General features: G+C 42.0%; 30 protein-coding genes. 19 read left to right on the forward strand and 11 right to left on the reverse strand.

The genetic code is table 11. The features are described from left to right. Positions 1–287: 287 nt before the first annotated feature. The 4 genes from AAEO56_RS08090 to AAEO56_RS08105 all read right to left on the reverse strand — a co-directional run bounded on the left by AAEO56_RS08090 (position 288) and on the right by AAEO56_RS08105 (position 1,690). Positions 288–716: a transposase gene (locus tag AAEO56_RS08090; protein ID WP_341696534.1), complete on the reverse strand. Its 429-nt coding sequence runs from the start codon at positions 714–716 to the stop codon at positions 288–290. Between the two features lie 80 nt (positions 717–796). Beyond that, positions 797–967, reverse strand: a complete 171-nt coding sequence (locus tag AAEO56_RS08095; protein WP_341696535.1) for a hypothetical protein — start codon at positions 965–967, stop codon at positions 797–799. Positions 968–978: 11 nt separating this feature from the next. After that, positions 979–1,482 (reverse strand): hypothetical protein, encoded by a 504-nt coding sequence (locus AAEO56_RS08100; RefSeq protein ID WP_341696536.1) that lies wholly within the window; start codon positions 1,480–1,482, stop codon positions 979–981. Between the two features lie 49 nt (positions 1,483–1,531). Then, positions 1,532–1,690 (reverse strand): YodC family protein, encoded by a 159-nt coding sequence (locus AAEO56_RS08105; protein WP_341696537.1) that lies wholly within the window; start codon positions 1,688–1,690, stop codon positions 1,532–1,534. An 82-nt stretch (positions 1,691–1,772) separates the two neighbouring features. On the opposite strand from AAEO56_RS08105, the gene AAEO56_RS08110 reads away from it, so the two are divergent. Together AAEO56_RS08110 and AAEO56_RS08115 are read left to right on the forward strand one after the other, a co-directional pair. After that, positions 1,773–2,090 carry a hypothetical protein gene (locus AAEO56_RS08110; protein WP_341696538.1) on the forward strand — a complete coding sequence of 106 codons (318 nt, stop codon included), beginning with the start codon at positions 1,773–1,775 and terminating at the stop codon, positions 2,088–2,090. A gap of 265 nt (positions 2,091–2,355) precedes the next feature. After that, on the forward strand, positions 2,356–3,171 hold the full coding sequence (locus AAEO56_RS08115; protein ID WP_341696539.1) for a hypothetical protein: 816 nt from the start codon (positions 2,356–2,358) through the stop codon (positions 3,169–3,171). 135 nt (positions 3,172–3,306) lie between these two features. Here AAEO56_RS08115 and AAEO56_RS08120 read toward each other — a convergent pair whose 3' ends face one another. After that, entirely contained in the window at positions 3,307–5,472 is a 2,166-nt protein-coding gene (locus tag AAEO56_RS08120) for a DUF7619 domain-containing protein (protein ID WP_341696540.1), read from the reverse strand. Between the two features lie 198 nt (positions 5,473–5,670). Between AAEO56_RS08120 and AAEO56_RS08125 the strand changes: the two genes are divergently transcribed. The 4 genes from AAEO56_RS08125 to AAEO56_RS08140 all read left to right on the forward strand — a co-directional run bounded on the left by AAEO56_RS08125 (position 5,671) and on the right by AAEO56_RS08140 (position 8,072). Continuing rightward, entirely contained in the window at positions 5,671–6,561 is an 891-nt protein-coding gene (locus tag AAEO56_RS08125; protein WP_341696541.1) for a S66 peptidase family protein, read from the forward strand. After that, positions 6,561–7,034 carry a YdeI/OmpD-associated family protein gene (locus tag AAEO56_RS08130; RefSeq protein WP_341696542.1) on the forward strand — a complete coding sequence of 158 codons (474 nt, stop codon included), beginning with the start codon at positions 6,561–6,563 and terminating at the stop codon, positions 7,032–7,034. Before AAEO56_RS08125 ends, AAEO56_RS08130 begins: the two co-directional genes overlap by 1 nt. 260 nt (positions 7,035–7,294) lie before the next feature. Next, positions 7,295–7,879, forward strand: a complete 585-nt coding sequence (locus tag AAEO56_RS08135) for an RNA polymerase sigma factor (RefSeq protein ID WP_341696543.1) — start codon at positions 7,295–7,297, stop codon at positions 7,877–7,879. A 49-nt stretch (positions 7,880–7,928) separates the two neighbouring features. After that, on the forward strand, positions 7,929–8,072 hold the full coding sequence (locus AAEO56_RS08140; RefSeq protein WP_341696544.1) for a hypothetical protein: 144 nt from the start codon (positions 7,929–7,931) through the stop codon (positions 8,070–8,072). Positions 8,073–8,136: 64 nt separating this feature from the next. Here AAEO56_RS08140 and AAEO56_RS08145 read toward each other — a convergent pair whose 3' ends face one another. The 3 genes from AAEO56_RS08145 to AAEO56_RS08155 all read right to left on the reverse strand — a co-directional run bounded on the left by AAEO56_RS08145 (position 8,137) and on the right by AAEO56_RS08155 (position 11,424). After that, positions 8,137–9,102 (reverse strand): D-2-hydroxyacid dehydrogenase, encoded by a 966-nt coding sequence (locus AAEO56_RS08145; RefSeq protein ID WP_341696545.1) that lies wholly within the window; start codon positions 9,100–9,102, stop codon positions 8,137–8,139. Between the two features lie 123 nt (positions 9,103–9,225). Continuing rightward, entirely contained in the window at positions 9,226–10,290 is a 1,065-nt protein-coding gene (gene serC / locus AAEO56_RS08150) for a 3-phosphoserine/phosphohydroxythreonine transaminase (protein ID WP_341696546.1), read from the reverse strand. A gap of 75 nt (positions 10,291–10,365) precedes the next feature. Beyond that, positions 10,366–11,424 (reverse strand): acyl-CoA reductase, encoded by a 1,059-nt coding sequence (locus AAEO56_RS08155; RefSeq protein WP_341696547.1) that lies wholly within the window; start codon positions 11,422–11,424, stop codon positions 10,366–10,368. A 70-nt stretch (positions 11,425–11,494) separates the two neighbouring features. On the opposite strand from AAEO56_RS08155, the gene AAEO56_RS08160 reads away from it, so the two are divergent. From AAEO56_RS08160 to AAEO56_RS19295, 4 genes are all read left to right on the forward strand, one after another. Then, positions 11,495–11,845, forward strand: a complete 351-nt coding sequence (locus AAEO56_RS08160; RefSeq protein ID WP_341696548.1) for a 4Fe-4S dicluster domain-containing protein — start codon at positions 11,495–11,497, stop codon at positions 11,843–11,845. Positions 11,846–11,885: 40 nt separating this feature from the next. After that, positions 11,886–12,260 (forward strand): DUF3592 domain-containing protein, encoded by a 375-nt coding sequence (locus AAEO56_RS08165; protein WP_341696549.1) that lies wholly within the window; start codon positions 11,886–11,888, stop codon positions 12,258–12,260. Positions 12,261–12,448: 188 nt separating this feature from the next. Beyond that, positions 12,449–12,877 carry a GAD-like domain-containing protein gene (locus AAEO56_RS08170; protein WP_341696550.1) on the forward strand — a complete coding sequence of 143 codons (429 nt, stop codon included), beginning with the start codon at positions 12,449–12,451 and terminating at the stop codon, positions 12,875–12,877. 31 nt (positions 12,878–12,908) lie between these two features. Beyond that, positions 12,909–13,052: a T6SS immunity protein Tdi1 domain-containing protein gene (locus AAEO56_RS19295; protein WP_407934959.1), complete on the forward strand. Its 144-nt coding sequence runs from the start codon at positions 12,909–12,911 to the stop codon at positions 13,050–13,052. A gap of 290 nt (positions 13,053–13,342) precedes the next feature. Here the strand turns inward: AAEO56_RS19295 and AAEO56_RS08175 are convergent, their stop codons facing one another. Continuing rightward, positions 13,343–13,861 (reverse strand): hypothetical protein, encoded by a 519-nt coding sequence (locus AAEO56_RS08175; RefSeq protein ID WP_341696551.1) that lies wholly within the window; start codon positions 13,859–13,861, stop codon positions 13,343–13,345. Positions 13,862–14,111: 250 nt separating this feature from the next. Between AAEO56_RS08175 and ychF the strand changes: the two genes are divergently transcribed. Next, positions 14,112–15,206, forward strand: a complete 1,095-nt coding sequence (ychF, locus tag AAEO56_RS08180; RefSeq protein WP_341696552.1) for a redox-regulated ATPase YchF — start codon at positions 14,112–14,114, stop codon at positions 15,204–15,206. A gap of 129 nt (positions 15,207–15,335) precedes the next feature. Then, positions 15,336–16,739, forward strand: a complete 1,404-nt coding sequence (locus AAEO56_RS08185) for a hypothetical protein (RefSeq protein WP_341696553.1) — start codon at positions 15,336–15,338, stop codon at positions 16,737–16,739. Positions 16,740–16,748: 9 nt separating this feature from the next. Here AAEO56_RS08185 and AAEO56_RS08190 read toward each other — a convergent pair whose 3' ends face one another. Then, positions 16,749–17,081, reverse strand: a complete 333-nt coding sequence (locus AAEO56_RS08190; RefSeq protein WP_341696554.1) for a HepT-like ribonuclease domain-containing protein — start codon at positions 17,079–17,081, stop codon at positions 16,749–16,751. Further along, positions 17,062–17,385, reverse strand: coding sequence for a nucleotidyltransferase family protein (locus tag AAEO56_RS08195; protein ID WP_341696555.1), 324 nt, complete (start codon positions 17,383–17,385; stop codon positions 17,062–17,064). Before AAEO56_RS08195 ends, AAEO56_RS08190 begins: the two co-directional genes overlap by 20 nt. Before the next feature lie 82 nt (positions 17,386–17,467). Here AAEO56_RS08195 and AAEO56_RS08200 point away from each other — a divergent pair, with 82 nt between their 5' ends. The 7 genes from AAEO56_RS08200 (at position 17,468) to AAEO56_RS08230 (ending at position 26,783) form a co-directional block, all read left to right on the forward strand. Next, entirely contained in the window at positions 17,468–18,007 is a 540-nt protein-coding gene (locus tag AAEO56_RS08200) for an NADPH-dependent FMN reductase (RefSeq protein ID WP_341696556.1), read from the forward strand. Continuing rightward, a complete protein-coding gene (locus tag AAEO56_RS08205) occupies positions 17,991–18,674 on the forward strand; it encodes a TIGR02117 family protein (RefSeq protein ID WP_341696557.1) in 684 nt (227 codons plus the stop codon). Before AAEO56_RS08200 ends, AAEO56_RS08205 begins: the two co-directional genes overlap by 17 nt. Positions 18,675–19,000: 326 nt before the next feature. Beyond that, complete coding sequence (locus tag AAEO56_RS08210) at positions 19,001–19,957, forward strand: transglutaminase domain-containing protein (RefSeq protein ID WP_341696558.1); 957 nt, start codon at positions 19,001–19,003, stop codon at positions 19,955–19,957. A 49-nt stretch (positions 19,958–20,006) separates the two neighbouring features. Then, a complete protein-coding gene (locus AAEO56_RS08215) occupies positions 20,007–20,951 on the forward strand; it encodes a transglutaminase domain-containing protein (RefSeq protein ID WP_341696559.1) in 945 nt (314 codons plus the stop codon). 30 nt (positions 20,952–20,981) lie between these two features. Continuing rightward, on the forward strand, positions 20,982–21,950 hold the full coding sequence (locus AAEO56_RS08220; RefSeq protein ID WP_341696560.1) for a transglutaminase domain-containing protein: 969 nt from the start codon (positions 20,982–20,984) through the stop codon (positions 21,948–21,950). A 275-nt stretch (positions 21,951–22,225) separates the two neighbouring features. Continuing rightward, the gene (locus AAEO56_RS08225; protein WP_341696561.1) at positions 22,226–24,076 is read left to right on the forward strand and encodes a DNA topoisomerase IV subunit B; all 1,851 of its coding nucleotides are present in this window, start codon (positions 22,226–22,228) and stop codon (positions 24,074–24,076) included. Positions 24,077–24,137: 61 nt separating this feature from the next. Beyond that, the gene (locus AAEO56_RS08230) at positions 24,138–26,783 is read left to right on the forward strand and encodes a DNA gyrase/topoisomerase IV subunit A (RefSeq protein WP_341696562.1); all 2,646 of its coding nucleotides are present in this window, start codon (positions 24,138–24,140) and stop codon (positions 26,781–26,783) included. The last annotated feature ends 70 nt before the right edge of the window (positions 26,784–26,853 follow it).

The raw sequence follows: 26,853 nt of genomic DNA on the forward strand, positions 1-26,853 counted from the left end.
TTTAAAATGATGATGAGAGTTAGTGGTAATATGATAACTGCGCTTTGGCTTTATTAACAAATGATTTGTCTTTAAAATGGCAAAGAACTTATCCCTGCCTATTCGTAAAGCTTTAAGTTCCTTACCCAATAGATAATACAGCTTCTTACCGCCAATACGGGGCATTGTCATCCGGATACTATTCACCAGGATAACGACCTGTTCCGATAGGGAACGCCTTAAACTTCTTCTTTTTATCCTTCGATAATAAACCTGCCGATCCATCCCGAACAAACTACAGGTAAAACTTAGCGTTTGTTTCTCTTGTTCTCTAAATTGGCTAATTGTTCGGGTGATGAGTTTTTTCTGATATCGATATTATATTCTTTTTCAGCAATATCGATAAGCATATCAAAGATAATTGCTTTCTTGTCGGTAAAATTAACCTGCTGCTCTAACAAAGCTTTCTGTTTTTCAAGAAGCTTTACCTTAGCCTGAAGTTCCATTATCTGCTGTTCCGGGGTTTTAGGCATCTGCAATGGGGTTTGGGTTTCCCAATCAAAGTTACCAAATTTTCTGAGCCAACTTACAATTGTTGACCTGGCTTGTATACCATATTTTTTACAGGCACCATGAGTGGATAATTCTCCGCGCTCAATCTCCTGAACGATTTGTAATTTAAGAGACAGGCTGTAATCTCGCTGGGTTCGCTTTACATAATTTCTTTCTTCTGACATAATGAAGTTTTTTTGTATCGCTATTTCAGGACGAGACAGATGGATAAATAAAAAAACCACTATAAAGTGGCTTAATAAATTTATTTTTTATTTTCAGGATTATTCGGCTTTGGTGGAGGTGGAGAGGTTAGTTTAAAGTCAGGAATATGTCCTTTGTTTAATCCTTCACTTTGTCCTCTTGTGCCTTCATTTAAATTGCCACTACTTTGTCCATTGTCACCAGGTTTAGGTGTTTTGTTTGTGTCTGACATAATACTAATAATTATTTAAGTTCAACATTATAATGAGTTCTAAAAAAGTTTTTGTTTAATTCAGTTGCTTTATTTTCAATGTCTGATTGTTTACTAACATCAAATATTATATCATCGCTAAAGCGTAAAATATCAGACGACTCTTTCTTAAATTCATAGTATTTTTTAGAAGTTTCCTCTTCTGTAATAGTATCATTTTGAATTTTGTCCCATAATTTTTCGCACTCAATAGTGAGATTTTCCATTTTTAAAAATTTGGAGCCAAGTTCTTTTACATATTTATTATAAGGAAAGAATGGTTTAATTGCATTTATTAATTGTGATGATGCTATAATACCTGCCCAAAGCCAGTCAAGCTCTTTCCATAAAGCCCAAGCTGCAATACTCGATGATGATGCAATAGCTAGAAAAACATTTATATTTCTTTCCCAACGTTGATATTTGCAATATAACAACTCAATGACAAAACCTTTGTATTTATAATTGATAAATGTCGCCCAAAATCTATCTCGCATAATTTATTTAAGCTACCTATAAAGTAGAATATTGATATTTTTAAATTGTTTATACTTTCTTTAAAGATTCTGTGCTAAAATCAGCTGACCTGATCTCACCATTGATAAACCATGCACATTTCCAACCGGAAGTCATTTTGTAAACTACAGTCATTTTTGGCCCACCACTTTTTAATTCTACGACATCGCCTCTGTTAATTTCTTCCATGATTCTTATTATAAATAATTATTTTCTGTAAATATAAGTAATTTAAGGGTTTTATCATAAATTTATCATTTAAAAAATAATTATGCCACTCACCCGCCTCCAACACCTCATCACAACCATCCCCGGAAAGCTCCTCGCTATTCCGGAAGAGGAATTCAGCAGTAAGCCTGCTCCCCAAAAGTGGAGCAAAAAAGAGATCATCGGCCACCTGATCGACAGTGCCACCAATAACCACCACCGGTTTATAAGGGCGCAGTTTGAGGATGTGCCAACTATCATGTACCAACAGGATAACTGGAATGTCGCCAGCCGCTATAACGATATGGAGGGCAGGCATGTAATTTCTTTTTGGCAGATGTATAACCAGCACCTTATCGAAGTGGTAAAGCGCATCCCGTAAGCGGATATGCAGCGTGAGTGCAATACCGGCGGTGAAAGCAATATAACGCTGGCCTGGCTTATTGAAGATTATGTAAAGCACATGGAACATCATTTGAGGCAGATATTTGATTTGTATGAAAAAACACACCCCTAACCCCTCTCAAGAGGGGAACACTCAGACGTGCTTACTCAAACCCAAAGTCATTTGTTCTTTCGGCATGAGTGTAGCTCTTCCCTCTTGAGAGGGGTAGGGGGTGTGTCAACTAATTCCATATATTTATCCTGTGAAACGAACTATCATTATATCTGTTCCTAGTTTAAAAGAACTCGCAAGTCATATCCACAACGGATGTTTTATAGCGCTTTGCCTGTTGTTGCTCGTAGCCTGTAATAAAGGCGAGGTGACACTCGAGATCGACAATACGGAAGTATTTTTCCTTGACAGCCTTGCAGACAATTATTGGCTACAATACAAAGACGAGAGCGAAAGAAAAAAGGCTCAAAATATCATTACGTATAGATTAACCAATACAACAGAAAAAAAACTCCTTTTTGTTTTCGACCAGTTGAATCCGGAGCCGTCTATAGGGATTTCGCCAGACACGCAGCATTACGGATATATAGGATTCACCATTAAAGATAAGGACCGAAAAATAAAAATGCCCGATGCAACAATGGTAACATCTGTAAAAACCGGCGATCTATTTGACTGCCAGTTGCACGAATTGGAAAAAAGAAGGGATTTATATGGCAGCCTTGGAATCGCTTCTGGAGTGAATGACTTTAATAACTTTATTCATAACGCTGTTATTATAAATCCGGGTGAAACAAGAACATTTAAAGCAATAGTCTACCTGCCATTGCTATGGGAAAGGGATAAAAGGACAGAATCGGGTAATTTATCATACAGGCACTTGGTTGAAGGCGATAAGTTTCAGTTGTTCTATTATTGTAAAGCTGCTAATTTGAAATGGTCATTACCAAAATATATAAGGGATGACCTTGCTAAAAACAATATTGAGATCTTTGATGGAAAACTTGAAGCCTTTGCCATTAAATTGAAAGAAACATCAGGACGACGTCTCTTAAAGCTGAATTAACAGTTTAAATCTAACTTATTCGCTGATAAAATTTACTGGATTGTAGAAATTGTATTAGTGTACCAGGCCAATTTCAATAGAAGCAAGAAGCCCCTACCATAACGGCAGGGGCTTCATTATTTAAAAGGGTTAGGTTTATTTAACGACCAGTTTTTTAGTAACTGATCTTCCTTCCGCAGAAAGCGTGATCAGGTACAGGCCGCTTCTCAATGAAGAGATGTCAAGGTTAGACTCGGTGGCATCCATTGTGTGCGTCAATACTGTTTTGCCCAAAACATCAGCCACGACTACAGACGCGCTTCCTGAAATAGTAGATGTTTGTAATGTCACTTTGCCCGATGCAGGGTTAGGGTAAACAATAAAGGTGTCCTGTGCAAATTCATTGTTTCCAAGTGTTTGTACCGTTGTATTTACGGTATTGGTCGCAACCAACGGATTGAAGTCGAAGTAAATATTTGCATCTGCGGAGATAGTTTGTCCTACCGCAATATTTGATACCGGCCTGATCCTGTAGGATATAAAACCATGGCTTTCTGCTTCGTTTACCTGGCTGCCGGCAAGGTTGATATTTTCAAATTTAAATACCAGGTGTTCGTTCTCGCGGGTAACCGTATACGGATGGCTGGAGCCGATCGGTACGAAAGTTGACGGGTCAAGTTTAGCATCAAGGTCGGTCTCGATCCTTACTTTTATCGCATCGGCATTACCAATGTTTTGGAAGCGGATCGTGTAATGAAGGTCGTGGTCAGCTTGTTCTTCCGTGATAGATTCGCCTTCGCGAACCATGATATCGTTAGGGTCCCATGAGTTAGTCGCGATTTGGTCTACGGTAAATGCATTATTCAATGGATCGGCATCTCCTGCAAGAGGCGTTATGGAAACTGATGTTGTGAGTATATCGTCAAGCTCCACCATAGGCGGCTCCAAAACCATAAAGTCAAGGTCGATCCAGTCTCCTGAAAACGGCTGAAGGTTGGTGTAGTTGAAAGTTAGCGTGTTGCCCGACTGCACCATTGCCGGTGTGGTACTCACCAGATTCATTTTAGTAGCATCGAACTGAAGCGTGATCGTGCCGCTTGCGGGGGTATTGCCATTATTGTAGTAACCGATCCAGTACCACGCCGGGAAGCCTGGACGTATCGTGGTAACCGGCACTAAGTAAACAGCAACATCGTTTACAGGTTCTGGCATCGAGATGCAAAAATTAGCAGGCATAGAATTTTCCGGCTCAAGCAGGCTGTAGTTTGCAGGATATGATACCAATCCGTTATCTGTTTGCACGTACACATTGCTATAGCCGTTCGGTACATTGGTAAACGAATAGGCACCGTTGGCATCCGTAAAGGTTGTAATTAAATCATTGTTGTGCACATAATATACCGGGACATTCACCGCTACAACACTGTTGCCTTCGCATCCGCTGCCTTCAAGGTTAAATACAACATTGCCGCTAATAGTATTGTTGGTACAGTCTCCCTCTATTATTGCCAACAGAACCACGCTAAAGCAGCCTTCTTCAGTTTCTACGCGAACATATACATATGCAGGTTCAGCGACAGATACCGAATATGCGTAAGGATTGGCTATTTCATTTGTACCAGTTTCGGCATCCATTTGTGTCAGGTGATAGGTAATAATAGCATCAAATGCGCCGCCCGTAATCATTCCGACACGGCTGTTAAGGTCTACGCTAACTATACCGTCTCCATCAGCATCACAGGCTTCTATAGGCGAAGGCTGGCCAAGTGGTATCCCTGCACCAACAACCACTAAAAAGTCTTCCTGAGCAGTACAGTCTGCGTCCTGGGCGAAAATGTAAATTGTGGAGGAAGTTGTGATTAACGTACCTGCGGGTAACATTGTACCTGTGCCCATTGGGCCGGTATAGTAGGCGCCATACTCAATCGCCGGCAATGTGAACGAACTGCACACATATTGGTTATCATAATCATATACCCACGCCGAGCCCACAGATACTTCGAAAGATGTAGTATCGAATTCGCCGGTGCTAAGATTAGTGACCCTTATATATATTGTTTCGGGATTTCCCCAGTACGGGACATATGATGTAGGATTAGCCAATGGATTGGCATTATTCTGGGCATCCTGAAGGGTCTGGTAATAGTTGACCGAATAATTTGCCGGATTCTGGTTGCCAAGCGCCTGCGGTTCGGCTACAGTAAGGTCGAAAACCTCGTTTCCGCATTGCGAGATATCCGAAACCGGATAGGCCGTTGCCTGCGAAAAACCTTGAATTGTGCTCAAAAGCACAAAGGCGAGTAAAAGTAATTTTTCTTTCATGTCTTTTATTAATTGCTTGTTAGAACATTATTGAGTGTACATGCTATACAAACAGATATATTGTTAAATTCCCTACCTGCCGATAGAAACTATTATTAAAAATGAAGAATATCCTAAAAAAATGCCGTGTTAACACAAATAAGAATAATGATTATATTTGAATTTAAAATCTGTATAATCAGAATCGGTTTCCTTTCCATGATAACACCATCCTTTTTAAAACCCGGAGATAAAGTCGGCATTGTTAGTACCGCAAAGCGGACTGAGCCTCACGAAATAGCGCAGGGCATTGCCACGCTGAAAAGTTGGGGGCTTGAAACGGTAACAGGTAAGAATGCTTTTAATGCGTACGGCTTTCTTGCCGGGACCGATACCGAACGGCTGGCCGACCTGCAGCAAATGCTTGATGATGAAACTATCAAAGCTATTTTCTTTACCAAAGGCGGTTATGGTACGCTAAGGATCATCGATGCTATCGACTGGACGAAATTCAGGGAAAACCCGAAGTGGATCGTTGGCTATAGTGACATCACGCTGTTGCATTGCCATGTGCATAATTTTGGGATTGAAACGTTGCATGGCGTAATGCTCCAGGGGTATCCGAAAAGCACTTTTGAATCGACCGATACCATTCGCAGGGCACTCTTTGGCGAAAGCCTGCATTACGAAATCCCTGCAGAACCCGAAAACAGGGCAGGGGAGGCAACTGATGGAATTCTTACAGGTGGCAATTTATCAATGCTATATGCGGTTACCGGTTCAGTATCTGATATTGATACATTGGGAAAAATACTATTTATAGAGGACATCGACGAATACCTGTACCATTACGACCGTATGCTCATTTCCCTGAAAAGGGCAGGAAATCTGTCTGATATTAAAGCAGTTATCGTGGGAGGTATGGTCGATATAAAGGACTCTACAATACCCTTCGGGAAAAACGACAGGGATATTACGCTGGAGCATTTTGACTGCCCGGTGTACTTCGGGTTTCCATCAGGACATATTGAAGATAACAGGGCCTTGATAATGGGCAGGAAGATAAGTATAATTCCCATAGAGGATAAGATCATTTATGAATTCTTATAATGGAAAAACCACTAACCGATAAGCAATACCTCCTTGAGCGCTTTCCGGGAAAGGGCGGGTGGACATATGCAAGGCTCGACGAAATACCGAAAGATAATGACATGCCTTTTGGATGGGTTAAAGTAAAAGGTACTATTGACGGCTACAGCATAGAAGATTATAACCTGATGCCCATGGGCGGCGGCGGGCTCTTCCTGCCTGTGAAAGCAGAGATACGTAAAAAGATAGGCAAGGAGGAAGGCGACCATGTGCATATTATCCTGTATCGCGACGATTCCGTATTCGAAATCCCTGAAGTATTCAGGCAGCGTTTGGATGACTATCCGGGACTTTACGCTGTTTTTACAAAACATAAAAAGTGGGAGCAGCGCATGTGCATCAACTGGATCTACTCTGCAAAACGGCCCGAAACTGTTAATGAGCGCATTATCAAGACGATTTACAGGCTACAGCGCAGGAAGAAAATTGTATGATTTATGAGGAGTATATTTACAATGATGTAAAATTCGAAGGTAAAAGCCTTATTATGTGTTGCTTTTCTCAATGAATACTGTAATTATTGTATTTTAAATGTTAAAATTTCAACCATCTGTTGTTTTTTATGATTTAATTATATTATATTTGGCTAATAATTAATCACAAAACAATATAGCCTATTACCCGAAAAATTACTTTTTAGGAACGAAAGTTCAGGATTACCAAAATCAATCAAAAACGCTAAAAAGTAAGTGCTATGGCTAATGTTGCAATTCCAGACGCTGTCCTTGTTAGTAATTATGTAGGTGGAGATGAAAATGCTCTGGCTATACTAATTAAAAGACACCAATCGAAAATTTACGGTTTTATCTATTCTAAAGTGACCGACAGGGATATTGCTGACGATATCTTTCAGGATACTTTTATCAAGGTGATAAAAACGCTGAAGTCGAACTCCTACAACGAAGAAGGTAAGTTCCTGCCATGGGTAATGCGTATTTCGCACAACCTTATTGTGGATCATTTCCGCAGGAATAAAAAAATGCCGATGCACCGCGAAACTGAGGAATTTTCTATCTTCTCGATAATGACGGACAACAGCCCGAACATTGAGAACATGATCATTACCGAGCAGGTGGAAAGCGACCTGCAAAGGCTTATCCAGGAACTTCCTGATGACCAGAAAGAGGTACTCCAAATGCGGATCTACCAGGATCTCAGCTTTAAGGAAATAGCCGATTTGACAGGAGTTAGCATCAATACTGCCCTTGGAAGGATGCGTTATGCACTAATGAACCTGAGGAAAGTTATAGAAAAAAATAAAATTATTTTGACCAATTAGGCAATATAAAGCAGCTGCGTTGCGTTGTATAGAGAAATAAACAATCTATATGGCAAAAATCTACTCTGAAGAAAAATTAGCAGCTCCGAAAATGTTACCAAAAAAAGAGACGATTGACTTTATACTTAACTACTCAAAAGCTTTGAAAATAGTTAAGACCGATAACGGAACGTACGAGAATATAGCTAATTAATTCGAAAAAACCTCCAAATTAATATTTGGAGGTTTTTTTTATGGGTTTATTTTGCGATGTCTAATTACGAATTATCTGTTTTCAATAAACTCGCTATCTGTTCCGCCAGCTCCGTACCAATACGGTCCTGCGCCTCGAGTGTCGCCGCGCCAATGTGTGGTGTCAGTGAAATTTTAGGGTGCATAAGTACCTGTATAGCTGGTTTTGGTTCTTCCTCGAACACGTCGAGCCCGGCGAAAGCTACCTTGCCCGAATCCAGTGCATCGATAAGCGCTACTTCGTCAATGATACCGCCACGGGAAGCATTGATTATACCTACACCGTCTTTCATTGCTTCAAACTCAGCTGCGCCAATAACATAGCCGTTTTCCTGAGCAGGAACGTGAAGCGTAATAAAGTCGGCATGCTTTAAAATATCTTCCATCGGCTCGGTAGGGATATCTACATTGATAAACTGGCCGTTGTAAAAATCAACCCTTATTTCGGCGTTGCCTACAAATTTATCGGATGCAATAACGCGCATTCCCAGTCCAAGTGCTATCCTGGCTACCGAACGCCCGATACGACCAAAACCGATAATACCCAATGTTTTTCCGCGAAGCTCGATACCATTAGCATAAGCTTTTTTGAGGCCTTCAAAATTGGTATCACCTTCCAGTGGCATATTACGGTTAGCATCATACAGGAAACGTACGCCTGTAAACAAATGTGCAAACACCAGTTCGGCAACCGAGTCTGACGATGAGGCAGGAGTATTGATAACATGGATGCCTTTTTCACGGGCATAGTCCACATCAATATTATCCATTCCCACACCGCCGCGCCCGATTATTTTCAAATCCGGGCAGGCATCGATAATGTCCTTGCGCACTTTAGTAGCGCTGCGTACGAGCACCACGCTAACATTGTTGGTGTTTATATAATTAGCCACCTGTTCCTGGGCTACTTTTGTAGTGATTACTTCAAAACCGGCTTCCTCAAGAGCTTTGATGCCGCTTGTAGAAATGCCGTCGTTTGCTAATATCTTCATGTTATTCGATTATTCGTTGATTTGTTTTTTGTCGGATGTCCGAAGTCAGAAGTCCGATGTTTGGAGTCTGATGAGTGCATCTGACATCCGACTTCGGACATCCGAATATTTCCCCTTTGGGGGCTAGGGGGCTAAGTTTTTCATTACATCCACCAGTACCTGTACACTTTCTATCGGCATGGCATTATAGATGGAGGCACGGTAACCACCCACCGACCTGTGGCCGGCAAGTCCGCTGATGCCCGCTGCTTTCCACATTTTGTCGAATTGCTCTGTGTGGGCTTCGTCCTTAAGCAGGAAGGTAACATTCATTTTTGAACGGTCTTCGGTTTTTGCCGTACCAACAAATAATGGGTTGCGGTCTATTTCGGCGTAAAGAAGTGCTGCCTTCGCATCATTCTTCTTTTCCATAGCTTCGATGCCACCATTGTTTTTCAGCCATTGCAGTGTAAGCCACGAAGTATATACCGCAAATACGGAAGGCGTGTTGTACATGCTCTCTTTGTCGATGTGCTGCTTATAATCCAGTATCGACGGTATGTGCCTTCCGGTCTTGCCAAGCAGTTCTTCCTTAACCACCACGAGCGTAGTACCCGCCGGGCCCATATTTTTTTGTGCTCCTGCATAGATTAATCCGAATTTTGAAAAATCCACTTTTCGGGAAAAAATATCGGAACTCATATCGCATATCATTGGCACTTCCGTTTCCGGAAAGGAATGCATTTGTGTACCGAATATGGTATTATTACTGGTGCAGTGGAAATAATCAGCATCAGCAGGTATCGTATAATCTTTTGGTATGTAAGTATAATTATCGGCTTTAGATGATCCGACTATGATCGTATCGCCAAACTCGCGGGCTTCTTTCAGCGCTGCGGCTGCCCATGTACCGGTATCAAGGTAGGCGGCCTTCCCGCTTTTGGTCATAAAGTTATAAGGAACCCTTACAAACTCAAGGCTCGCGCCACCCGAAAGGAAAAGCGCCTGGTAGCCTTTACCGGTAAGTCCCATAAGTTCCAGTACAAGCGCCCTGGCTTCTTCCATCACAGCAACAAAATCTTTGCTGCGGTGCGATATTTCTAATAACGAGAGTCCGGAATTGTTGAATTCAAGGACTGCCTGTGCGGCTTTTTCGAAAACTTCCTGTGGCAGGATAGAGGGCCCTGCACTGAAATTATGTTTTTTCATTTACGGATGTAATTTGATGGTGCAAATTTCCAAAATAGGAACTTAAAATCGCGAAAATTATTTGAAATAATTCCGCTATATTTTTGATAAAAATGCAATGGTATCCACATTATCGGCATAATCCCACAACGCTGGCTTTTGCGTCTGCCCGAAAGGGATGCTGTTTGCTATGGAATCATTTCCTACAACGCACTGGATTTGTTCATTTTCAGCTTCGAGCCTTGCCATTACAGCATTACTATCGTCGTAATATTCATAGAAAACGCTGGAAATAGGGGAGGCGTAGCTGCTGTCTTCTTTTAGGGTAAGGAATTCGTTATCCAACAGCTTAAAATTGCTCATCAGGAAAACCGCTTTGTTGTAGTCGTAATTATTGGCATATTTCTCATAAAAAATTACATCCTTATATTCATACATCGCTTCAAAAAAAAGCTTGAAATCATAATCCTTTGGCACAAATAATTTAGATACATTACGGCATCCCAACCCAAAGTATCGGAATATGTCTTCACCCAGCGCGATAAGGTCTTCTTTAGTTTCGTTGCCAGTCAGTACAGCTACCGAGTTGCGGTTCTTCCGTATGATAGAAGGCTTATTTTTAAAGTAATATTCAAAATAGCGCGCGGTATTATTGCTTCCCGTGGCGATAACGGCATCGAAATTCTCCATCCTGCCTTCCGTGAAAACAATGCGGTCACTTAGTTTTGGTTCAACAGCAATAAGGTATTTCGCCAAAAACGGAAGAAGGTGCTGGTCATTCGATGAGGTCTTTACCAATGCCTTGTGTCCGGTAGTAAGAACCGAAAGAAAATCATGAAAACCGACCAATGGGATATTCCCGGCAAGAATCAGCCCAACGGTTTTGCCGCCGCTATTTTCAAGGTTATACTTATCGAGCCATTTGTCCAGGTTTTCAGGCCTAAGTGCTTCGGCCCACGACTGTATTGCGAAGTACACCTGCTCCTCGATATACCAGCCGTTATGCGATCTGGAAAGCGCTATAAGAGTGATGAAGCTGTCGTAAAACGTTTCATTATGAAGTACTTCCGATTTCTTATTGTTTTCATCCAAGGAGAACTGCGACAGGAATTTGCCAAGTTGAATGAATGCATTTTTTGTTTCTGTTAACGTCATTATGTTTGCGTATGAATGGATTTGGACGTAATTTTGCTGCAAATTTACGTTATTAATACTAAAATTAGCCATGGCGATCATTATAACAGACGAATGTATAAACTGCGGGGCCTGCGAACCCGAGTGTCCGAATACGGCAATATATGAAGGTGCCGATGACTGGAGGTATAAAGACGGTACAGCCCTGAAGGGAAGGGTAGTGCTGCCTTCGGGCGAAGAAATAGATGCAGATGAGCCGCGTACACCGGTATCGGATGATATTTATTATATTGTACCCGATAAATGTACAGAATGCAAAGGCTTCCACGACGAGCCGCAATGCGCTGCCGTTTGCCCGGTAGATTGCTGCATACCTGACGAGAACCACGTTGAGAGCGAAGAGACGCTGCTTAACAGGCAGGCTTTTCTTCACAATGAATAATAAGAGCTCAAAGCCATATTTAATAATTGTAGGGGTCGTTATGGCCTCTTTTTTTTCGTATAAACTGATCGGCCTCAACGAGTATAATAAATATCCGGGTACTATAACAGGCTTCAGGGAAGCGCAAAGACGCTATGGGGGATTCAGGACCGGAGGCGGCTATGAAACCATTACCATTCCCACAGTTGAATATTATAAAGATAACGATACTATTAATTTTGAAGCAGGGCAGTTAAATTACTTTGCTTTTTATAGTAAAGGGGAGAACGTGACTGTTTTGGAAAGAAAGGATGATCCTTACAAAACTAAGCTGCATACGTTTTGGTACTATTATATGCCAATCCCTCACCTGATTATAGTAATGCTTCTTTCAGGTCTTGCCATTGGAATGTATTGGTTTTTGATTAATTACTGAGAGGTTTTAAAATAGTGCAAATAGCATAATGAATATAGTTAAAATATTCCTTAGCCTTTTTTTAATCTGTAATATGGTATATACAAAGAATTTAAAACAAAAAATCCTGAAGCAGAAAAACCGGACCGAAATTCTTGTGATCGCATACAATCCAGGAAATAACGTTAATAAAGACTTTTAAAAAATATATGGATAAAACAGAATTTGAAATCATTTACGGATCTTTTATGGAATTCATGGAAGAATCCCAAAACTATGCAGGCGCTGACCAACAACTTATCGCTGAATACAAAGGAGTTTTTATGAGTGACAAAGACAAAGAAGATATTATTATCGACATCTGGAAAGAATACGGATTTTGTTCCTACAAAAATGGCTTCTTTACCTTTTTAAACCCTAAAGAATATAACGACATTGCCAGACGTTTTCCAGACGTTTCAGATAAAGCAGAAGTTTTTGCCAGAACTGCAACAGGTTGTCTGCTTTTGTGGGAAGAATATAACTTTGGAAAAAACATTACTTTTTTGAATGTGCATTCAGGTCATAAAAAAAATCGTTTCTACGAGATTTGGCGTCTGTATGGAATTGAACTTTGCGGCATCAGATTTTTGGCTTGAAGACTGCAACGGCAAAATAGAATTCGCCGCCATGGAAAAATTCAAACACATTCCACATAACAAATGCGCAGGATACAGACTGGCACCTGCCTTAGGCGGAAAGGAAAGTGTCGATAACATGGATCTATTCGAATTTAAGACGCATCTGGAATTGCTGGCGCAAATGCATAGTTAAACGACCTATGAAAAAAAAACTTCACTGATCTCTCCACCGAATTCAAAGCTGTGGAAGGATTTGACTTTTTAACGGAAAATGCGCAACTCATCAAATTGTGCGACACCTGCTAGCCATTTCCCCATCAACTCAGGAACGAACCCTTTTACAGCCTCACGCTCGACGTGATTAAAATGTTATTTTATAGTTACTTACAGAAGAATTCGAAGTAATGAACAATAAATTTATAACAAAAAATCCTGAAGTTGTACTTCAGGATTTTCTATTCATAGCAAATTTAAGCTTATAAATTACTGTCTTACCCTTGTATAGGTTTCTACCGTTACTCCGTCTGATTTGTCATCATAGGATTCTACCACAAAATTACCGTTGGCATCAACATATCCAACTGACGTTCTGTCTTTCGAATGGTAGATGTACTGTCCGTTCGATGTTTTACGCATTACACCGAAATCATTTACGTCAGTTGAAGACGATACTTTGTAGCCATTGCTGTCCGGTACAAAAATATAACGCTTCCCATTAGTCTCATAATACGTAGGGATACCATCGCCGGATACAGTGGTCGAAGAATTTACCTCTACCGGTGTCATTTTCATGTCTTTGTTTAGCTTTTTGCTGTCCGCATCCTGGAGTTCAATATTCTGTACTGCATTGGTATTTTCAGTTTTAACCACTTTTTTAGGAGTACCTGTTCCGTTATTAACAGTTACAGTTGTGGTCTTGCTTTCTTTTGTCACATTTGTATTTACCTGTGCATTGAGCGTAAGCCCCATTACCAGCGTAATTATCATTGCTATATTCTTCATGATTACTTTTTTTTAGGTTATCTCCTACAAAGATACCGGCGTAATGTTAAATGTCTGCGTATAAAAACATAAAGTAATGGTAAATGTGAAATGAGTCGCAAAGTTGAAAGTCGTAAAGTGTCAAAGTTACAAAGCCGCAAAGTTTCAAAGTTTGTACCGAAAACTTTACAACTTTAGCACTCTGTTACTTTGCAACTTTGAAACTCTGCAACTTTCTGCCTATATTTGCACCCTCAAAAATCAGTTAATAATGAAAGCAGGGATAGTAGGATTGCCCAATGTAGGTAAATCGACACTTTTTAATTGTTTGTCAAACGCCAAGGCGCAGAGTGCAAACTTTCCATTTTGTACCATCGAGCCGAACATAGGCGTAGTAAACGTGCCTGATCCAAGGCTCCAGAAGCTGGAAGAGCTGGTTAACCCTGAACGCGTACAGCCTGCAACCGTTGATATTGTAGATATTGCCGGCCTTGTAAAAGGAGCCAGCAAAGGTGAAGGACTTGGCAACCAGTTCTTAGCCAATATAAGGGAATGTAACGCAATCATCCACGTACTTCGCTGTTTTGATAATGACAATATTATTCACGTAGATGGAAATGTGAACCCAATACGCGATAAAGAAACCATTGATATAGAACTTCAGCTTAAAGACCTTGAGACCGTTGAAAAACGCCTTGAGAAAACACGCAGGGCTGCTAAGACCGGCAACAAGGAAGCCCAGACCGAAGAGGCATTGCTTGACAGGATAAGGGAAACATTGCTACAGGCTAAGTCGGCGCGTACAGTAATCCCTAAAAACCAGGATGAAATTGATCTGATGGAGAATTTCCAATTGATCACTACCAAACCGGTACTTTATGTATGTAATGTAGATGAAGGCGCTGCTGCAACGGGCAATGCCTATGTTGAGCAGGTTCGAGAATTGGTAAAAGACGAAAATGCACAGGTTATCGTCCTTGCCGTTGGGACCGAAGCTGATATTACGGAACTTGAAACCTATGAGGAACGCCAGATGTTCCTTGAAGACCTTGGATTAAAAGAACCGGGTGCTTCTGCCCTGATACGTGCGGCTTACAGGTTGCTTAACCTGCAGACGTATTTTACCGCCGGCGTTAAAGAAGTTCGTGCATGGACCATTCAGGTGGGAGATACTGCGCCACAGGCTGCAGGTGTTATCCATACCGATTTTGAAAAAGGCTTTATCCGTGCTGAGGTTATAGCTTATGATGACTATGTAACTTTTGGCACTGAGGCCAAAGTAAAAGAAGCCGGAAAACTAAGGGTAGAAGGAAAAGAATATATCGTTAAGGATGGTGATGTAATGCACTTTAGGTTTAACGTGTAAATAGTATTAAGTACAGAGTACAAAGTATTGAGAAGCCTGTTGGATATATCCGGCAGGTTTTTTTGTTATTTATTTTTGAGGTGTCCCAACCTTTCGGGTGAAAATAGCCTCTATAATAAAAAATGCTTTATGAAGAAATATATTGCGCTTGTCATAACGTTGCATTCCCTCATTGCAAGTGCCCAACTACAGAAAGATAGTAAGCCGGATTATATCATTGACCGCTTTTTTGCAGTAAAAGAAGGAGGGCTATATTATGAGGTAAAATCTGAGGGTGGCACTCTGAAATATGGACGCGCCGCAGACAGCCCTGAGTCCCTTGCGAGACTGGACAATTTGCCTGAAGAAGCTATTGTGCCTATAGCGTCACTGCGCAGAGTGGCTGCCGATAAAATGCTTGAAGAGTTACAGCACGTGCAGATGAATTATCCACACGTTGAGGGTGCGGCGCAAAACCATGTGGTTAATTTTTTGACGAACAGCCTTGCCGTTGTCAGCAGTTTTTCCACATCTTACGACGGTCAGGTAAACACGGCATTTTGGAGGCTTGAGCATGAAACAATAGCAGGTTATACTATACTTAACGTGTATAAGGATGGAAATTTATCCGGGAGGATATACCCGTTTAAGCAAGGTTTTAAACTGCGGATGTTTTATGGTTATGGCGAAAATCCGACAGTTGGTAAAATTACGGATGAAGAAGGCCTGCGGAAACGGGTGCGGTTGAATTTCCCGCCGACTGAAATATTCACAGAAAATAATGCGTACGGACTGAGGCTCCAAGAAACAAAAAAAGTAATCGTATCGGCAGTATATGATTCTATTGGAAATTCGGGTTCATCTATGGTGGCGGCTTATTCAGGTAAGAAGGTGAAGCTTCTTTACAGGAACGGAGACCTTGCAGTAGATGGGCTCCGCGCCCAGTACGGTCATAGTGACCGTTATACAGGGGTGTTAAAAGACAATGAAGTTTTTTACATTGATAATGAAGGCAACCGCTTGGATAAGCTGCCACAATACATGGAAGGAAGGTGTGGCACTGTCCCGCATTATACCGACAGCATCGTGAAACAGGGTGGCTATTATAAGCATTATCACGTTTTTCGGTATGGAGAAACCCGGCGTACGGAAACGGTGTTAGCGAAAGTTTCAGATTTTAAAGAAGTCAGGTTAATTAACGGCAGTACTAACTCGCAATCGCTTATTACTGCCTATTACAGTCCCCACAACACGAATCGTAAAGGTTATATTGTAACCCTGAACAGTGGTGCGAAAAGTATTATTGAGATAAATAAGGATGGAACTTACAAATTGTCCCTCGAACCTGACAACTATACTTTCTTGACCAAAGAGTATGTAATTGAGATACCACTACGCTTTAAAAGTAATGGGCTTTACGGTTTCTGGCCGCAGAATAACAGCGCGCGGTATAAGGAGCTTTCGGACTTTGATAAAGGGTTTGCGCGTTTTACCTTACCGGACGGTACTATGGGGTGGCTGGCATTTGATGGGGGAGAGTATGTGGATGAGTAAACGAAAATATTATTTTAAAATATCCCCTACTTCTTCTTTTAAAAGCGGTAAATGGTTTGTTTTAATTGCCCAAACCACAGAATCATCAATGCTGTCATAAGCGTGGATAAGCCTGTTTCTGAAATTTACAATTTCTCTTGAATGTGAAAGAAGTTGCTCTGTATTTTCTTTTTCAAACTTATTGACAGCCTCACCGATAATCCCAAGCTGCCGTTCGACCGCGCTTTTTGTTTTCAAATCTCCTGCATATGCGGTAAATGAAGTTGTTTCCGAAAGGAAATCTTCAATCATTTCTATAGCATATAGTATATCGTACAAATATTTATGAGCCCTTTCCATCATAAATAAGTTTTTTTGTACTGTTAATTTGATTCTGCAAATAAGGATTGCGCGTTTGGGATGAAGTCAGCAAATCTACTTTTCTTGAAAATAAATTCTCAAGTTCCGACCAGAATTTCATAATGTTCTCACCTTTCTCAACCGGGTTGGTTTCTTCAATTTCTGCGATCAGGTCGACATCACTTTCTGAAGAATTGAAATTTCCATTGACAGCAGATCCAAATATAAACAGCCTGCTGACCTTGTATTTTTTACAAAGCGCTGCCAGGTAATATTTCTTGTTTCCTATTTCAATCGGTAATTCCATATTTCAAATTTAGGAACTTTACATTAATATCATGTAGTTTTTATATTTATTCTTACATTAGCCTTAAACCAAAATCAACAAAATGAAACTACTCGCCTTTGCCGGAAGCAGCAGCACGCAATCCATCAATAAAAAACTAGCAACCTATGCCGCAGGCCTTATTAATGCGGAAGAAAAAGAGATCATCGACCTTAATGATTATGAATTGCCGCTTTTTAGCGTAGACAAGGAAAAGCTGATAGGCGCACCGCCGATAGCCCGTCTTTTCCTCGACAAGATAGAATGGGCCGATATGCTCGTTATCTCTGTAGCCGAACACAATGCAGGAATGACTGTTGCTTTCAAGAACATTTATGACTGGGCTTCCCGCCAAAAGAAACTGGTGTTTGATAACAAGCCTGTCCTGTTGCTTTCAACATCTCCCGGAGGTTATGGCGCGAAAAACGCTCTTGAAGCCGCTAAAATAAGCCTGCCGCGTTATGGCGGCGATATCCGTGCCACCTTCTCGCTGCCAAAATTCCAGGAGAATTTTGATGTGGAGGCCGGTCAGATATCCAATAAAGAGCATGATGATGCGTTAAAAGAAATAATACGCAATTTCGATTATGAACAAAAGGGGTAAACAGGCGCTAAAATTTACCGGTAGGTTCATTCTCAGCATCGTCGCTTTTATAGTGGTCTATATACTGGCAGCGCTTGGCCTGTCGCACATTACGGTAAACAGCGACCCCGAAAATAGCGATGAGGTAACTATCTTTATCAATTCCAATGGCGTGCATACCGATATTGTGGTACCTGTAAAGAATGAAGTAAAGGACTGGAGTAAAGACATACTTTATATCCATACCAAGTCGAAGGATAGCATCATGAAGTACGTGGCTTTTGGTTGGGGCGATAAAGGCTTCTACCTTGACACACCCGAATGGAGCGACCTGAAAGCCAGCACCGCAGCGGTAGCGGCTTTCCACCTCGGCACTTCAGCTATGCATACACGCTATTACACCGACCTGAAAGAGGATGACAGTTGCGTAAAACTTACTATCAGTAAAAAGGATTATGAAAACCTTGTGCACTATATCAATGACGGTTTTCAATTCGATACAAATAAAAAAGTAGTTTGGATTGCCGACAGGAGTTATGGTCAGTATGATGCTTTTTATGAAGCGAACCGCAAGTACAGCCTTTTCTACACCTGCAACACCTGGGCTAATAATGCTTTAAAAGCCGCTAACCAGAGAGCTGCCCTTTGGACTCCTTATGAGGGTGGGATATTTTGCCATTACCGATGAGCCTGATAGACGACCCAAAGAGGAACTGGGTAATTCCTCCGTTTTTCCTGTTGCTGGTTTTTACGACTAGTATTTTTTATGATTACATAAGATTTTACTATCACGACTACTTCTGGATTGTTGGATTGACCAGATTAATCAGCGGGCTATTAGCACTTGTCTTTTCGATTGTAAATTCAATTGTAATGATGAGGAATTATTTAGCTGAAAAAGAATATTTCATATGGTGGAAAGTGTTATTGAATTTATCTCCATTTCTTTTGATTGCTTTCAATCTCTTGTGGAGTTTATTTCATTAAATTTGGCAGCTTTTCTAATAGTATGATATGAAAAAAATTACTTTGTCTTTTTTCTTTTTCTTATTTTTTTGTGGGTTAGTCAACGCACAAGATTTTTCACAAGTTGATCAAAAGGTCGAAACATACCCTCACTCCTTTGCGACTCCGGATTTACTTGCAGTACAGATCAATAAAGATTTTTCTGAACCTGCTCAAAAGGCTCGGGCAGCATTTGTCTGGATATCGAAAAATGTAAAATATGACCTTGATATTTTGGCAGCCAACAAATCGGGAATAGCATTTAAATATTCTTCAGAAAAGGAACGGATGGCCAAAGAAAAGAAATTCAAAAATGAGATTGCTACAGCTGCTGTAAATCAAAATAAGGCTATTTGCCATGGCTATACCGCTTTGTTTGAATTGGTTTGCAATAAAATGGGATTAGATGCAATCACGGTTACCGGTACCCTTAAGTCAGAACCGCAGCAAATCGGTGTGCTGCCAAATATTAATAATCATGCATGGAATCTCATAAAAATAAATAATGAGTGGAAGTTTATTGATACCACTCTTGCCGCAGGGGATATAGCAGGAGGGAAATTTGTAGGTGATTATGTAGATGGATTCTTTTTTACCACACCGGAATTGTTTTTTCTCAATCATTATCCTTTGGAAGAAAAATGGCTGCTAACAAAGAAAACAAAGCAGGAATTTGCCAATTTACCGGTCTATAACAGGTCTTATTTTAAAAAGGGTAATAACTTATTATACCCTGGAAGTGGTATCCTGAGTGCTTCTAAAGGGAGTTGTACGATCAAGTTGAAAAATCCTGATGGTATTTATCTCGCATATTTTCTTCACAGCACTTATAAAGGAGCGCTTATGGACTATGATGAAAATACACAGGATTATTTCTGCAGCATCAATGTTTCGCAAGATGATTATCTTACTATAATGTCTGATAATGAAATGATTATTACATATAAAGTCAAAGTAAAACCGTAGTTTAGAATCCAAATATAATCTTTGGCATCTTTCTTGGATATTGTCTGTAATGAAGACAATTAATCTATTCTTTATCACTATAATCCTGATTTTTTCAGGGGGATATATCCAGGCCCAGGACTTCTCTAAAGTCGATGCAAAGGTTAGAGCCTATCCCAAATCGTTTATGAATGTCGATGGCCTTGCCTCGCGCATCAATAGCGACTTTAACAGGCAGGATGAAAAAGCGCGCGCAGCATTCACCTGGATCGCGCTTAATATCGATTATGATAAATCACCATCAGCCCCCGGACGCAAGCCAATACACTTCTCTACTAAAAATGAGAATGAGCGCAGGGCAAAGCTAACTGCCATCGAAAACGACCTGGCCTTAAAAACGCTGAGGTCGCAAAAAGGTGTTTGCCATGGTTATGCCATGCTGTATAAAGTTTTGGCGGGAAAATTAGGGCTGGAGAGCGAGGTTGTATATGGTGTTGGTAAAATTGCAGCTTCGGATATTGGTAAACTTCCTGCAAAAGGCAACCATGCGTGGAACGCCGTGAAGGTGAGCGGCCAGTGGAAACTGCTCGACGTTACCTGGGGTGCCGATGGTATAACAGGAGGGACGGGATTTGATGCGGGTTACTTTTTCACGAGCCCACAGCAGTTTTTCCTGAACCATTTTCCAGATGATAAAAAGTGGCTCTTCATAGGCAAAAGTGAATCGGAGTTTGCGGCACTGCCATTGTACTATAATCTTGGATATGAATTCATAACCCCTTCAGCAGGAGTAATAAATTCGAACGGTTCGCAGTTAATACATTTTAAGGTACGAGGGCTGAAGGCGGATGATGATGTAGTATACCAATATAGCTCAGGGGCATTCTCTAACAAAGTCACTCCAAAAATAACCAATGGTGTCGGCGAATTTTCGGTGCTTTTAGGCAAATCCGCATCCGGTACGCTTACGATATTTGCAAACCGGAAATCGATCGCCGCCTATAAAATTAACTAATACTGGCACTCTTTTTGGAAAGTATAAGTCATGAAAAAAATACATCAATTATTCTATATAACGTTTTTGCTTATTTCTGCCGGGACAATACAGGCACAGGATTTTGCAAAAGTAGATGCTGTCATAAAAGGTTATCCGGCTTTTTCGGATACCGACAAGTTTGCCGCGAGGGTCAATGCCGACTTTAAGCGTGATGATGAAAAGGCACGCGCGATATTTACCTGGATTGCTACCAATGTCAAATATGATCTCGCTGCTTATGGCGTTAATGAGCGCCCCGTAGCATTTTCGTATAAGACACAGGAGGAGAAAGAAGCCAAACAGAAGCAATTCAAGGAAGACCTTGCACAGAAAACCCTGAAATCGAAAAAAGGCGTTTGCGAAGGTTATGCAACTTTGTTTATGGTAGTTGCAAGGAAGGCCGGCCTCGAATCGGAATTTATTCCCGGTACGTCGAAATCGCATCCTTCACACATCGGTGCTGCTCCCGGCGCCAGCGATCATGCCTGGAATGCCGTAAAGGTAGGTGAGGAGTGGAAGCTGCTTGATACTACATGGGGCGCGGGAGTGGTTACAGGAGCAAAGCCGCAGTTTGGTTTCAAGTTTAATGACAAGTACTTTTTTACGGATCCCGACCTCTTTTTCCTGAACCATTTTCCGGATGATAAGAAATGGCTCCTAACATCAAAAACTGAAAAAGATTTCTCCATGCTGCCTTTGTATTATGGCAATTACCTGTCAGGTGGTTATGAGCTTATAGCCCTAGACGGAGGCCTGTTCACCAATCCCGGTTCCGGCTTTATAACTTTTAAATTGAAAAACCTGGAACCAGGTGACAAAGTGCATTATGCGTTTAGCAGAGATAAGGTTTTCAAAGAAGTAACACTTGCCGCTGAAGGCGCTGTTACCGAATTTGAGGTGCCGCTGACGAAGGCTTCGACGGGGATACTTACGATTTATATCAATCAAAAATCCGTGGCTGCATATAAGATACGGTAATTTTAGAAAGCATTTTAACCATATAGAAACTTAGCTTCTGATAGGTTATAAAGTGAATATAGAAACGCATAGTTTGAAACTTCGCTTCAATGCTCTGGTGACTCTAAAAATTTGACTTTAACGAAACGATTAGCCTTCAAAAATCTATGTACCTATGTTGCTAAATTAAGAAAGAATAATAGCCGCATTGTTAAGATACTATTGAAAAGTTTCTGCTCCGTAGCTTTCATTTTTTCCGCATTTGCGCTATATTAGCGGAAAATCCATTAAATTTTATGCTGGAGCAGAATCAGTACACTGAAGATAATATCCGTTCACTCGACTGGAAGGAGCACATCCGGATGCGTCCGGGTATGTATATCGGAAAGCTGGGCGACGGCTCTTCTCCCGACGACGGTATCTATATCCTTATAAAAGAGGTTATTGACAACTCCATTGACGAATTTGTAATGGGATCCGGCAAAACTATCGAGGTTACGCTTAAGGACAAAACCGTAAGTGTTCGTGACTTTGGCCGTGGCATACCACTGGGCAAGGTAGTCGATGTAGTATCTAAAATGAACACCGGTGGTAAGTACGATTCCAAAGCATTCAAGAAATCTGTCGGCCTGAATGGTGTGGGTACAAAGGCGGTGAATGCCCTGTCGAACTATTTCCGGGTGGAATCAGTTCGCGATGGGCTTATAAAATCGGCCGAGTTTTCTGCCGGTGAGCTTACCCTTGAGGAAGACCAGGCCGAAACCACGAAGCGTAAGGGCACTAAGGTGATATTTACCGCTGACGAAGCCATCTTTAAAAACTACAAATACCGTAACGAGTACATCATTAAGATGCTCAAGAATTATTGTTACCTCAATACAGGGCTGACGATACTCTATAACGGTGAAAAATACTTCAGCGAAAACGGGCTTAAGGACCTTCTTGGTGAAACCATAAGCGAGGACGACCGTATTTATGACATCATCCACCTTAAAGATGACGACATAGAAATTGCTATGACGCACAGTAAAACCCAGTACAGCGAGGAATACTACTCGTTCGTCAACGGGCAAAACACCACACAGGGCGGTACCCACCTGGGCGCTTTCCGTGAGGCGATTGTGCGGACGATAAAGGAGTTTTATAACAAGAATTTTGAGGCGTCCGATATCCGTAAATCCATTGTGAGCGCTATTAGCGTAAAGGTAGAAGAGCCGGTTTTCGAATCGCAGACCAAGACCAAGCTGGGGTCGACCGATATGGGGCCTAATGCGCCTTCGGTACGTACTTTCGTCAACGATTTCATTAAAAATAAGCTCGATAACTTCCTGCACCGCAACCCCGAGACTGCCGATGCGCTGCTGAAAAAGATATTGCAGGCCGAACGCGAGCGGAAGGAGCTTTCTGGCATACGCAAGCTGGCGCGGGACAGGGCAAAGAAAGCAAGCCTGCACAATAAAAAGCTGCGGGATTGCCGCGTACACCTTACGGATGCCAAGAACCCGCGTAGCCTGGAGAGTACATTGTTCATTACCGAGGGTGACTCAGCTTCGGGATCCATTACCAAGTCGAGGGACGTGAATACCCAGGCGGTGTTCAGCCTTCGGGGTAAGCCCCTCAACTCGTATGGCATGAGCAAAAAGATCGTGTATGAGAATGAGGAGTTCAACCTGCTTCAGGCTGCGCTCGATATTGAGGAGGAAATGGAGAACCTGCGCTACAATAATATTGTGATCGCTACCGATGCCGACGTTGACGGTATGCACATCCGCCTGCTGCTTATTACGTTCTTTCTGCAGTTCTTCCCCGAGCTTATCAAAGAAAATCATTTGTATATTTTGCAAACACCATTGTTTAGGGTTCGGAATAAGAAAGAAACGATATACTGCTACAGTGAAGAGGAGCGCCGCAATGCGATTGAAAAACTGTCGGGCAAGCCGGAGATCACGCGATTTAAGGGACTGGGAGAGATATCACCGGATGAGTTCAAGCACTTTATAGGCCAGGAGATACGCCTTGACCCGGTACAGCTGGACAATGCGACCTCCATACAAACGCTGCTGGAGTTCTACATGGGTAAGAACACACCGGACAGGCAGGAGTTTATTATTAATAATTTGAAAGTGGAGTTGGATGCGGTGGAGTAGGATAGGAGTATAATTTTATTTAAAAACATCTGGAACTAAATTGAAGATTCGTAAGTAATCAATGAACGAAGAAGAAGAAAATATAAACTCCTTTGAAGGAGGACATTTTTACGACAGGGTTGATACCAATGAGTCGGGCGATACCATAACCAAGGTAACCGGCATGTACAAGGACTGGTTCCTGGACTATGCATCGTATGTTATCCTGGAGCGTGCCGTACCTGCCATTGAGGATGGCTTCAAGCCTGTGCAGCGCCGCATCATGCACTCGCTTCGCGAACTCGATGATGGCCGTTACAACAAAGTAGCCAACGTCGTAGGGCATACCATGCAGTACCACCCACACGGCGATGCAAGTATTGGCGATGCCATGGTACAAATAGGCCAGAAAGAACTACTAATTGACACGCAGGGAAACTGGGGTAATATCCTTACCGGCGACGGTGCCGCGGCCTCGCGTTATATTGAGGCACGCCTTTCGAAGTTTGCCCTTGAGGTATTATACAGCCCAAAGATCACGCCGTGGCAGCTTTCGTATGACGGCCGCCGTAACGAACCTATTAACCTGCCGGTAAAATTCCCATTGCTACTGGCACAGGGGGCGGAGGGTATCGCCGTAGGGCTATCGACGAAAGTGCTGCCCCATAACTTTATCGAACTTATAGACGCTTCCATCAAAATATTGAAAGGGAAGCCATTCACCATATTCCCGGATTTCCCGACTGCCGGTATTGCCGATGTTTCCAATTATAACGACGGTATGCGGGGCGGGCGCGTTCGTGTGCGCGCCAGGATAGGGCAGCAGGATAAAAGTACGCTTGTAATTACCCAAATACCTTTCAGTACCAATACAACCACGCTTATTGAGAGCATACTGAAAGCGAATGAAAAGGGCAAGATCAAGATAAAAAAGATTGAAGACAATACTGCCGCCGAGGTCGAGATACTTATCCATCTTCCGCCGGGAGTATCGCCGGATAAGACTATCGATGCGCTATTTGCATTCACAGCATGTGAGACTTCCGTTGCGCCGCTTGGCTGTGTTATTGAAGACCACAGTCCTCGTTTCGTTGGTGTAAGCGAAATGCTTAAAATTTCCACGGAGCGTACCGTCGACCTGTTGAAGCGTGAACTGGAAATTGAGCTGGGTGAATTGGAGGAAAGCTGGCATTTTCAGTCGCTGGAGCGGATATTCATTGAAAACAGGATCTACCGCCTTATTGAAGAAGAAGAAACGTGGGAGGGTGTGATAAAAGCCATCGACGAAGGGCTGAAGCCGTTTACAAAACACCTGAAGCGTGCCGTGACCGAGGAGGATATTGTACGCCTGACAGAAATCCGTATCAAGCGTATCTCCAAATTCGACATTGACAAAGCACAACAGAAAATAGAATCGCTGGAAGGCGAGATCGAGCAGGTGAAGCATCACCTGGCGCATATCATCGATTTTGCAATCGCCTATTTCCAAAGACTAAAAGATGTATACGGCAAGGGCCGGGAGCGCAAGACGGAACTCCGCAGCTTTGATAATATTGAAGCAACAAAGGTGGTGCTTCGAAATACCAAGCTTTATGTAAACCGCGAAGAGGGCTTTGTGGGTACGGGATTAAAGAAAGACGAATACGTTGCCGACTGTTCGGATATTGACGATGTTATCGTGTTTTTGCGAAACGGCAGCATGATGATCACCAAGGTGGATGTCAAGACTTTTGTCGGTAAAGATATTATACACGTAGCGGTTTTCGATAAGAACGACAAGCGCACAATATACAACATGATATACCGCGACGGAAAGTCGGGGCCATCTTATATCAAACGTTTTAATGTTTCGGGGGTGACGCGCGACAAGCCGTATGACCTTACCGCAGGGACAAAGGATTCGATGGTGCTGTATTTCTCCGACAACCCTAATGGCGAAGCTGAGGTTATCACCGTATTGCTGCGCCAGGTGGGAAGTGTAAAAAAACTGAAATTCGATATTGATTTTGCCACTATTGGTATAAAAGGCAGGGCATCACGAGGGAATACCGTTACCAAGTACCCGATAAAAAAAATCGAGCTTAAGGAGAAGGGCATTTCCACCCTCAAGCCACGCAGGATTTGGTTTGATGATACTGTACACCGGTTGAATGTAGATGGCAGGGGAGAGTTGTTGGGTGAATTCCGCCCGAACGACAGGCTGCTGATCATCAACCAGTCGGGTAAGCTGAAAACCATTATCCCGGAACTGACCACACACTTTGACGAAGGCATGATAACGCTGGAAAAATGGAACCCGAATAAGCCAATTTCAGCAATCTATTTTGACGGCGAAAAGGAACGCTATTATGTTAAGCGCTTTTTAGTTGAAAATGAGAATAAAGAGGAAATTTTTATAACAGAGCATCCTAAATCGCAACTGGAAATCGTTTCAACCGATTACCGCCCTGTGGCTGAAGTTGTTTTTGCCAAGGTAAAGGGAGTCCAAAAGGAAACACTTAGCGTTGACCTTGAAAATTTTATAGCGATAAAAGGCATAAAAGCGCTTGGTAACCAACTGACTGGAGACAAGATAAAACAGATAAACCTGTTAGATCCGTTGCCTTATGAAGAGCCGGAAGAAATAGTTCCTGAAGCGATGGAAGTAAAGGAAGGCATCGACCTTACAGACGGGAATACAACCATTACATTGGATGATGACGGGCAGATAACCCTCAGCCTTGAATAGAAAAAAGCAACGTGGCCAGGATAATTTTATTTTGGCCATATTTTTTTAATGTGTTTCAGGCCCTGGATTT

Source organism: Flavobacterium arundinis (assembly GCF_038289855.1).
Classification (GTDB): domain Bacteria; phylum Bacteroidota; class Bacteroidia; order Flavobacteriales; family Flavobacteriaceae; genus Flavobacterium; species Flavobacterium arundinis.

Coding starts and splice junctions, on each gene's coding strand:
- AAEO56_RS08225 (WP_341696561.1), top strand. CDS start 22,226: ATGCTGGAGCAGAATCAGTACACTGAAGATAATATCCGTTCACTCGAC.
- AAEO56_RS08220 (WP_341696560.1), top strand. CDS start 20,982: ATGAAAAAAATACATCAATTATTCTATATAACGTTTTTGCTTATTTCT.
- serC (WP_341696546.1), bottom strand. CDS start 10,290: ATGAAAAAACATAATTTCAGTGCAGGGCCCTCTATCCTGCCACAGGAA.
- AAEO56_RS08170 (WP_341696550.1), top strand. CDS start 12,449: ATGGATAAAACAGAATTTGAAATCATTTACGGATCTTTTATGGAATTC.
- AAEO56_RS08200 (WP_341696556.1), top strand. CDS start 17,468: ATGAAACTACTCGCCTTTGCCGGAAGCAGCAGCACGCAATCCATCAAT.
- AAEO56_RS08120 (WP_341696540.1), bottom strand. CDS start 5,472: ATGAAAGAAAAATTACTTTTACTCGCCTTTGTGCTTTTGAGCACAATT.
- AAEO56_RS08205 (WP_341696557.1), top strand. CDS start 17,991: ATGAACAAAAGGGGTAAACAGGCGCTAAAATTTACCGGTAGGTTCATT.
- AAEO56_RS08105 (WP_341696537.1), bottom strand. CDS start 1,690: ATGGAAGAAATTAACAGAGGCGATGTCGTAGAATTAAAAAGTGGTGGG.
- AAEO56_RS08140 (WP_341696544.1), top strand. CDS start 7,929: ATGGCAAAAATCTACTCTGAAGAAAAATTAGCAGCTCCGAAAATGTTA.
- ychF (WP_341696552.1), top strand. CDS start 14,112: ATGAAAGCAGGGATAGTAGGATTGCCCAATGTAGGTAAATCGACACTT.
- AAEO56_RS08190 (WP_341696554.1), bottom strand. CDS start 17,081: ATGATGGAAAGGGCTCATAAATATTTGTACGATATACTATATGCTATA.
- AAEO56_RS08130 (WP_341696542.1), top strand. CDS start 6,561: ATGGAAAAACCACTAACCGATAAGCAATACCTCCTTGAGCGCTTTCCG.
- AAEO56_RS08160 (WP_341696548.1), top strand. CDS start 11,495: ATGGCGATCATTATAACAGACGAATGTATAAACTGCGGGGCCTGCGAA.
- AAEO56_RS08215 (WP_341696559.1), top strand. CDS start 20,007: ATGAAGACAATTAATCTATTCTTTATCACTATAATCCTGATTTTTTCA.
- AAEO56_RS08135 (WP_341696543.1), top strand. CDS start 7,295: ATGGCTAATGTTGCAATTCCAGACGCTGTCCTTGTTAGTAATTATGTA.
- AAEO56_RS08155 (WP_341696547.1), bottom strand. CDS start 11,424: ATGACGTTAACAGAAACAAAAAATGCATTCATTCAACTTGGCAAATTC.
- AAEO56_RS08125 (WP_341696541.1), top strand. CDS start 5,671: ATGATAACACCATCCTTTTTAAAACCCGGAGATAAAGTCGGCATTGTT.
- AAEO56_RS08165 (WP_341696549.1), top strand. CDS start 11,886: ATGGCCTCTTTTTTTTCGTATAAACTGATCGGCCTCAACGAGTATAAT.
- AAEO56_RS08090 (WP_341696534.1), bottom strand. CDS start 716: ATGTCAGAAGAAAGAAATTATGTAAAGCGAACCCAGCGAGATTACAGC.
- AAEO56_RS08185 (WP_341696553.1), top strand. CDS start 15,336: ATGAAGAAATATATTGCGCTTGTCATAACGTTGCATTCCCTCATTGCA.
- AAEO56_RS08175 (WP_341696551.1), bottom strand. CDS start 13,861: ATGAAGAATATAGCAATGATAATTACGCTGGTAATGGGGCTTACGCTC.
- AAEO56_RS08145 (WP_341696545.1), bottom strand. CDS start 9,102: ATGAAGATATTAGCAAACGACGGCATTTCTACAAGCGGCATCAAAGCT.
- AAEO56_RS08230 (WP_341696562.1), top strand. CDS start 24,138: ATGAACGAAGAAGAAGAAAATATAAACTCCTTTGAAGGAGGACATTTT.
- AAEO56_RS08210 (WP_341696558.1), top strand. CDS start 19,001: ATGAAAAAAATTACTTTGTCTTTTTTCTTTTTCTTATTTTTTTGTGGG.
- AAEO56_RS08095 (WP_341696535.1), bottom strand. CDS start 967: ATGTCAGACACAAACAAAACACCTAAACCTGGTGACAATGGACAAAGT.
- AAEO56_RS08195 (WP_341696555.1), bottom strand. CDS start 17,385: ATGGAATTACCGATTGAAATAGGAAACAAGAAATATTACCTGGCAGCG.
- AAEO56_RS08110 (WP_341696538.1), top strand. CDS start 1,773: ATGCCACTCACCCGCCTCCAACACCTCATCACAACCATCCCCGGAAAG.
- AAEO56_RS08100 (WP_341696536.1), bottom strand. CDS start 1,482: ATGCGAGATAGATTTTGGGCGACATTTATCAATTATAAATACAAAGGT.
- AAEO56_RS19295 (WP_407934959.1), top strand. CDS start 12,909: ATGGAAAAATTCAAACACATTCCACATAACAAATGCGCAGGATACAGA.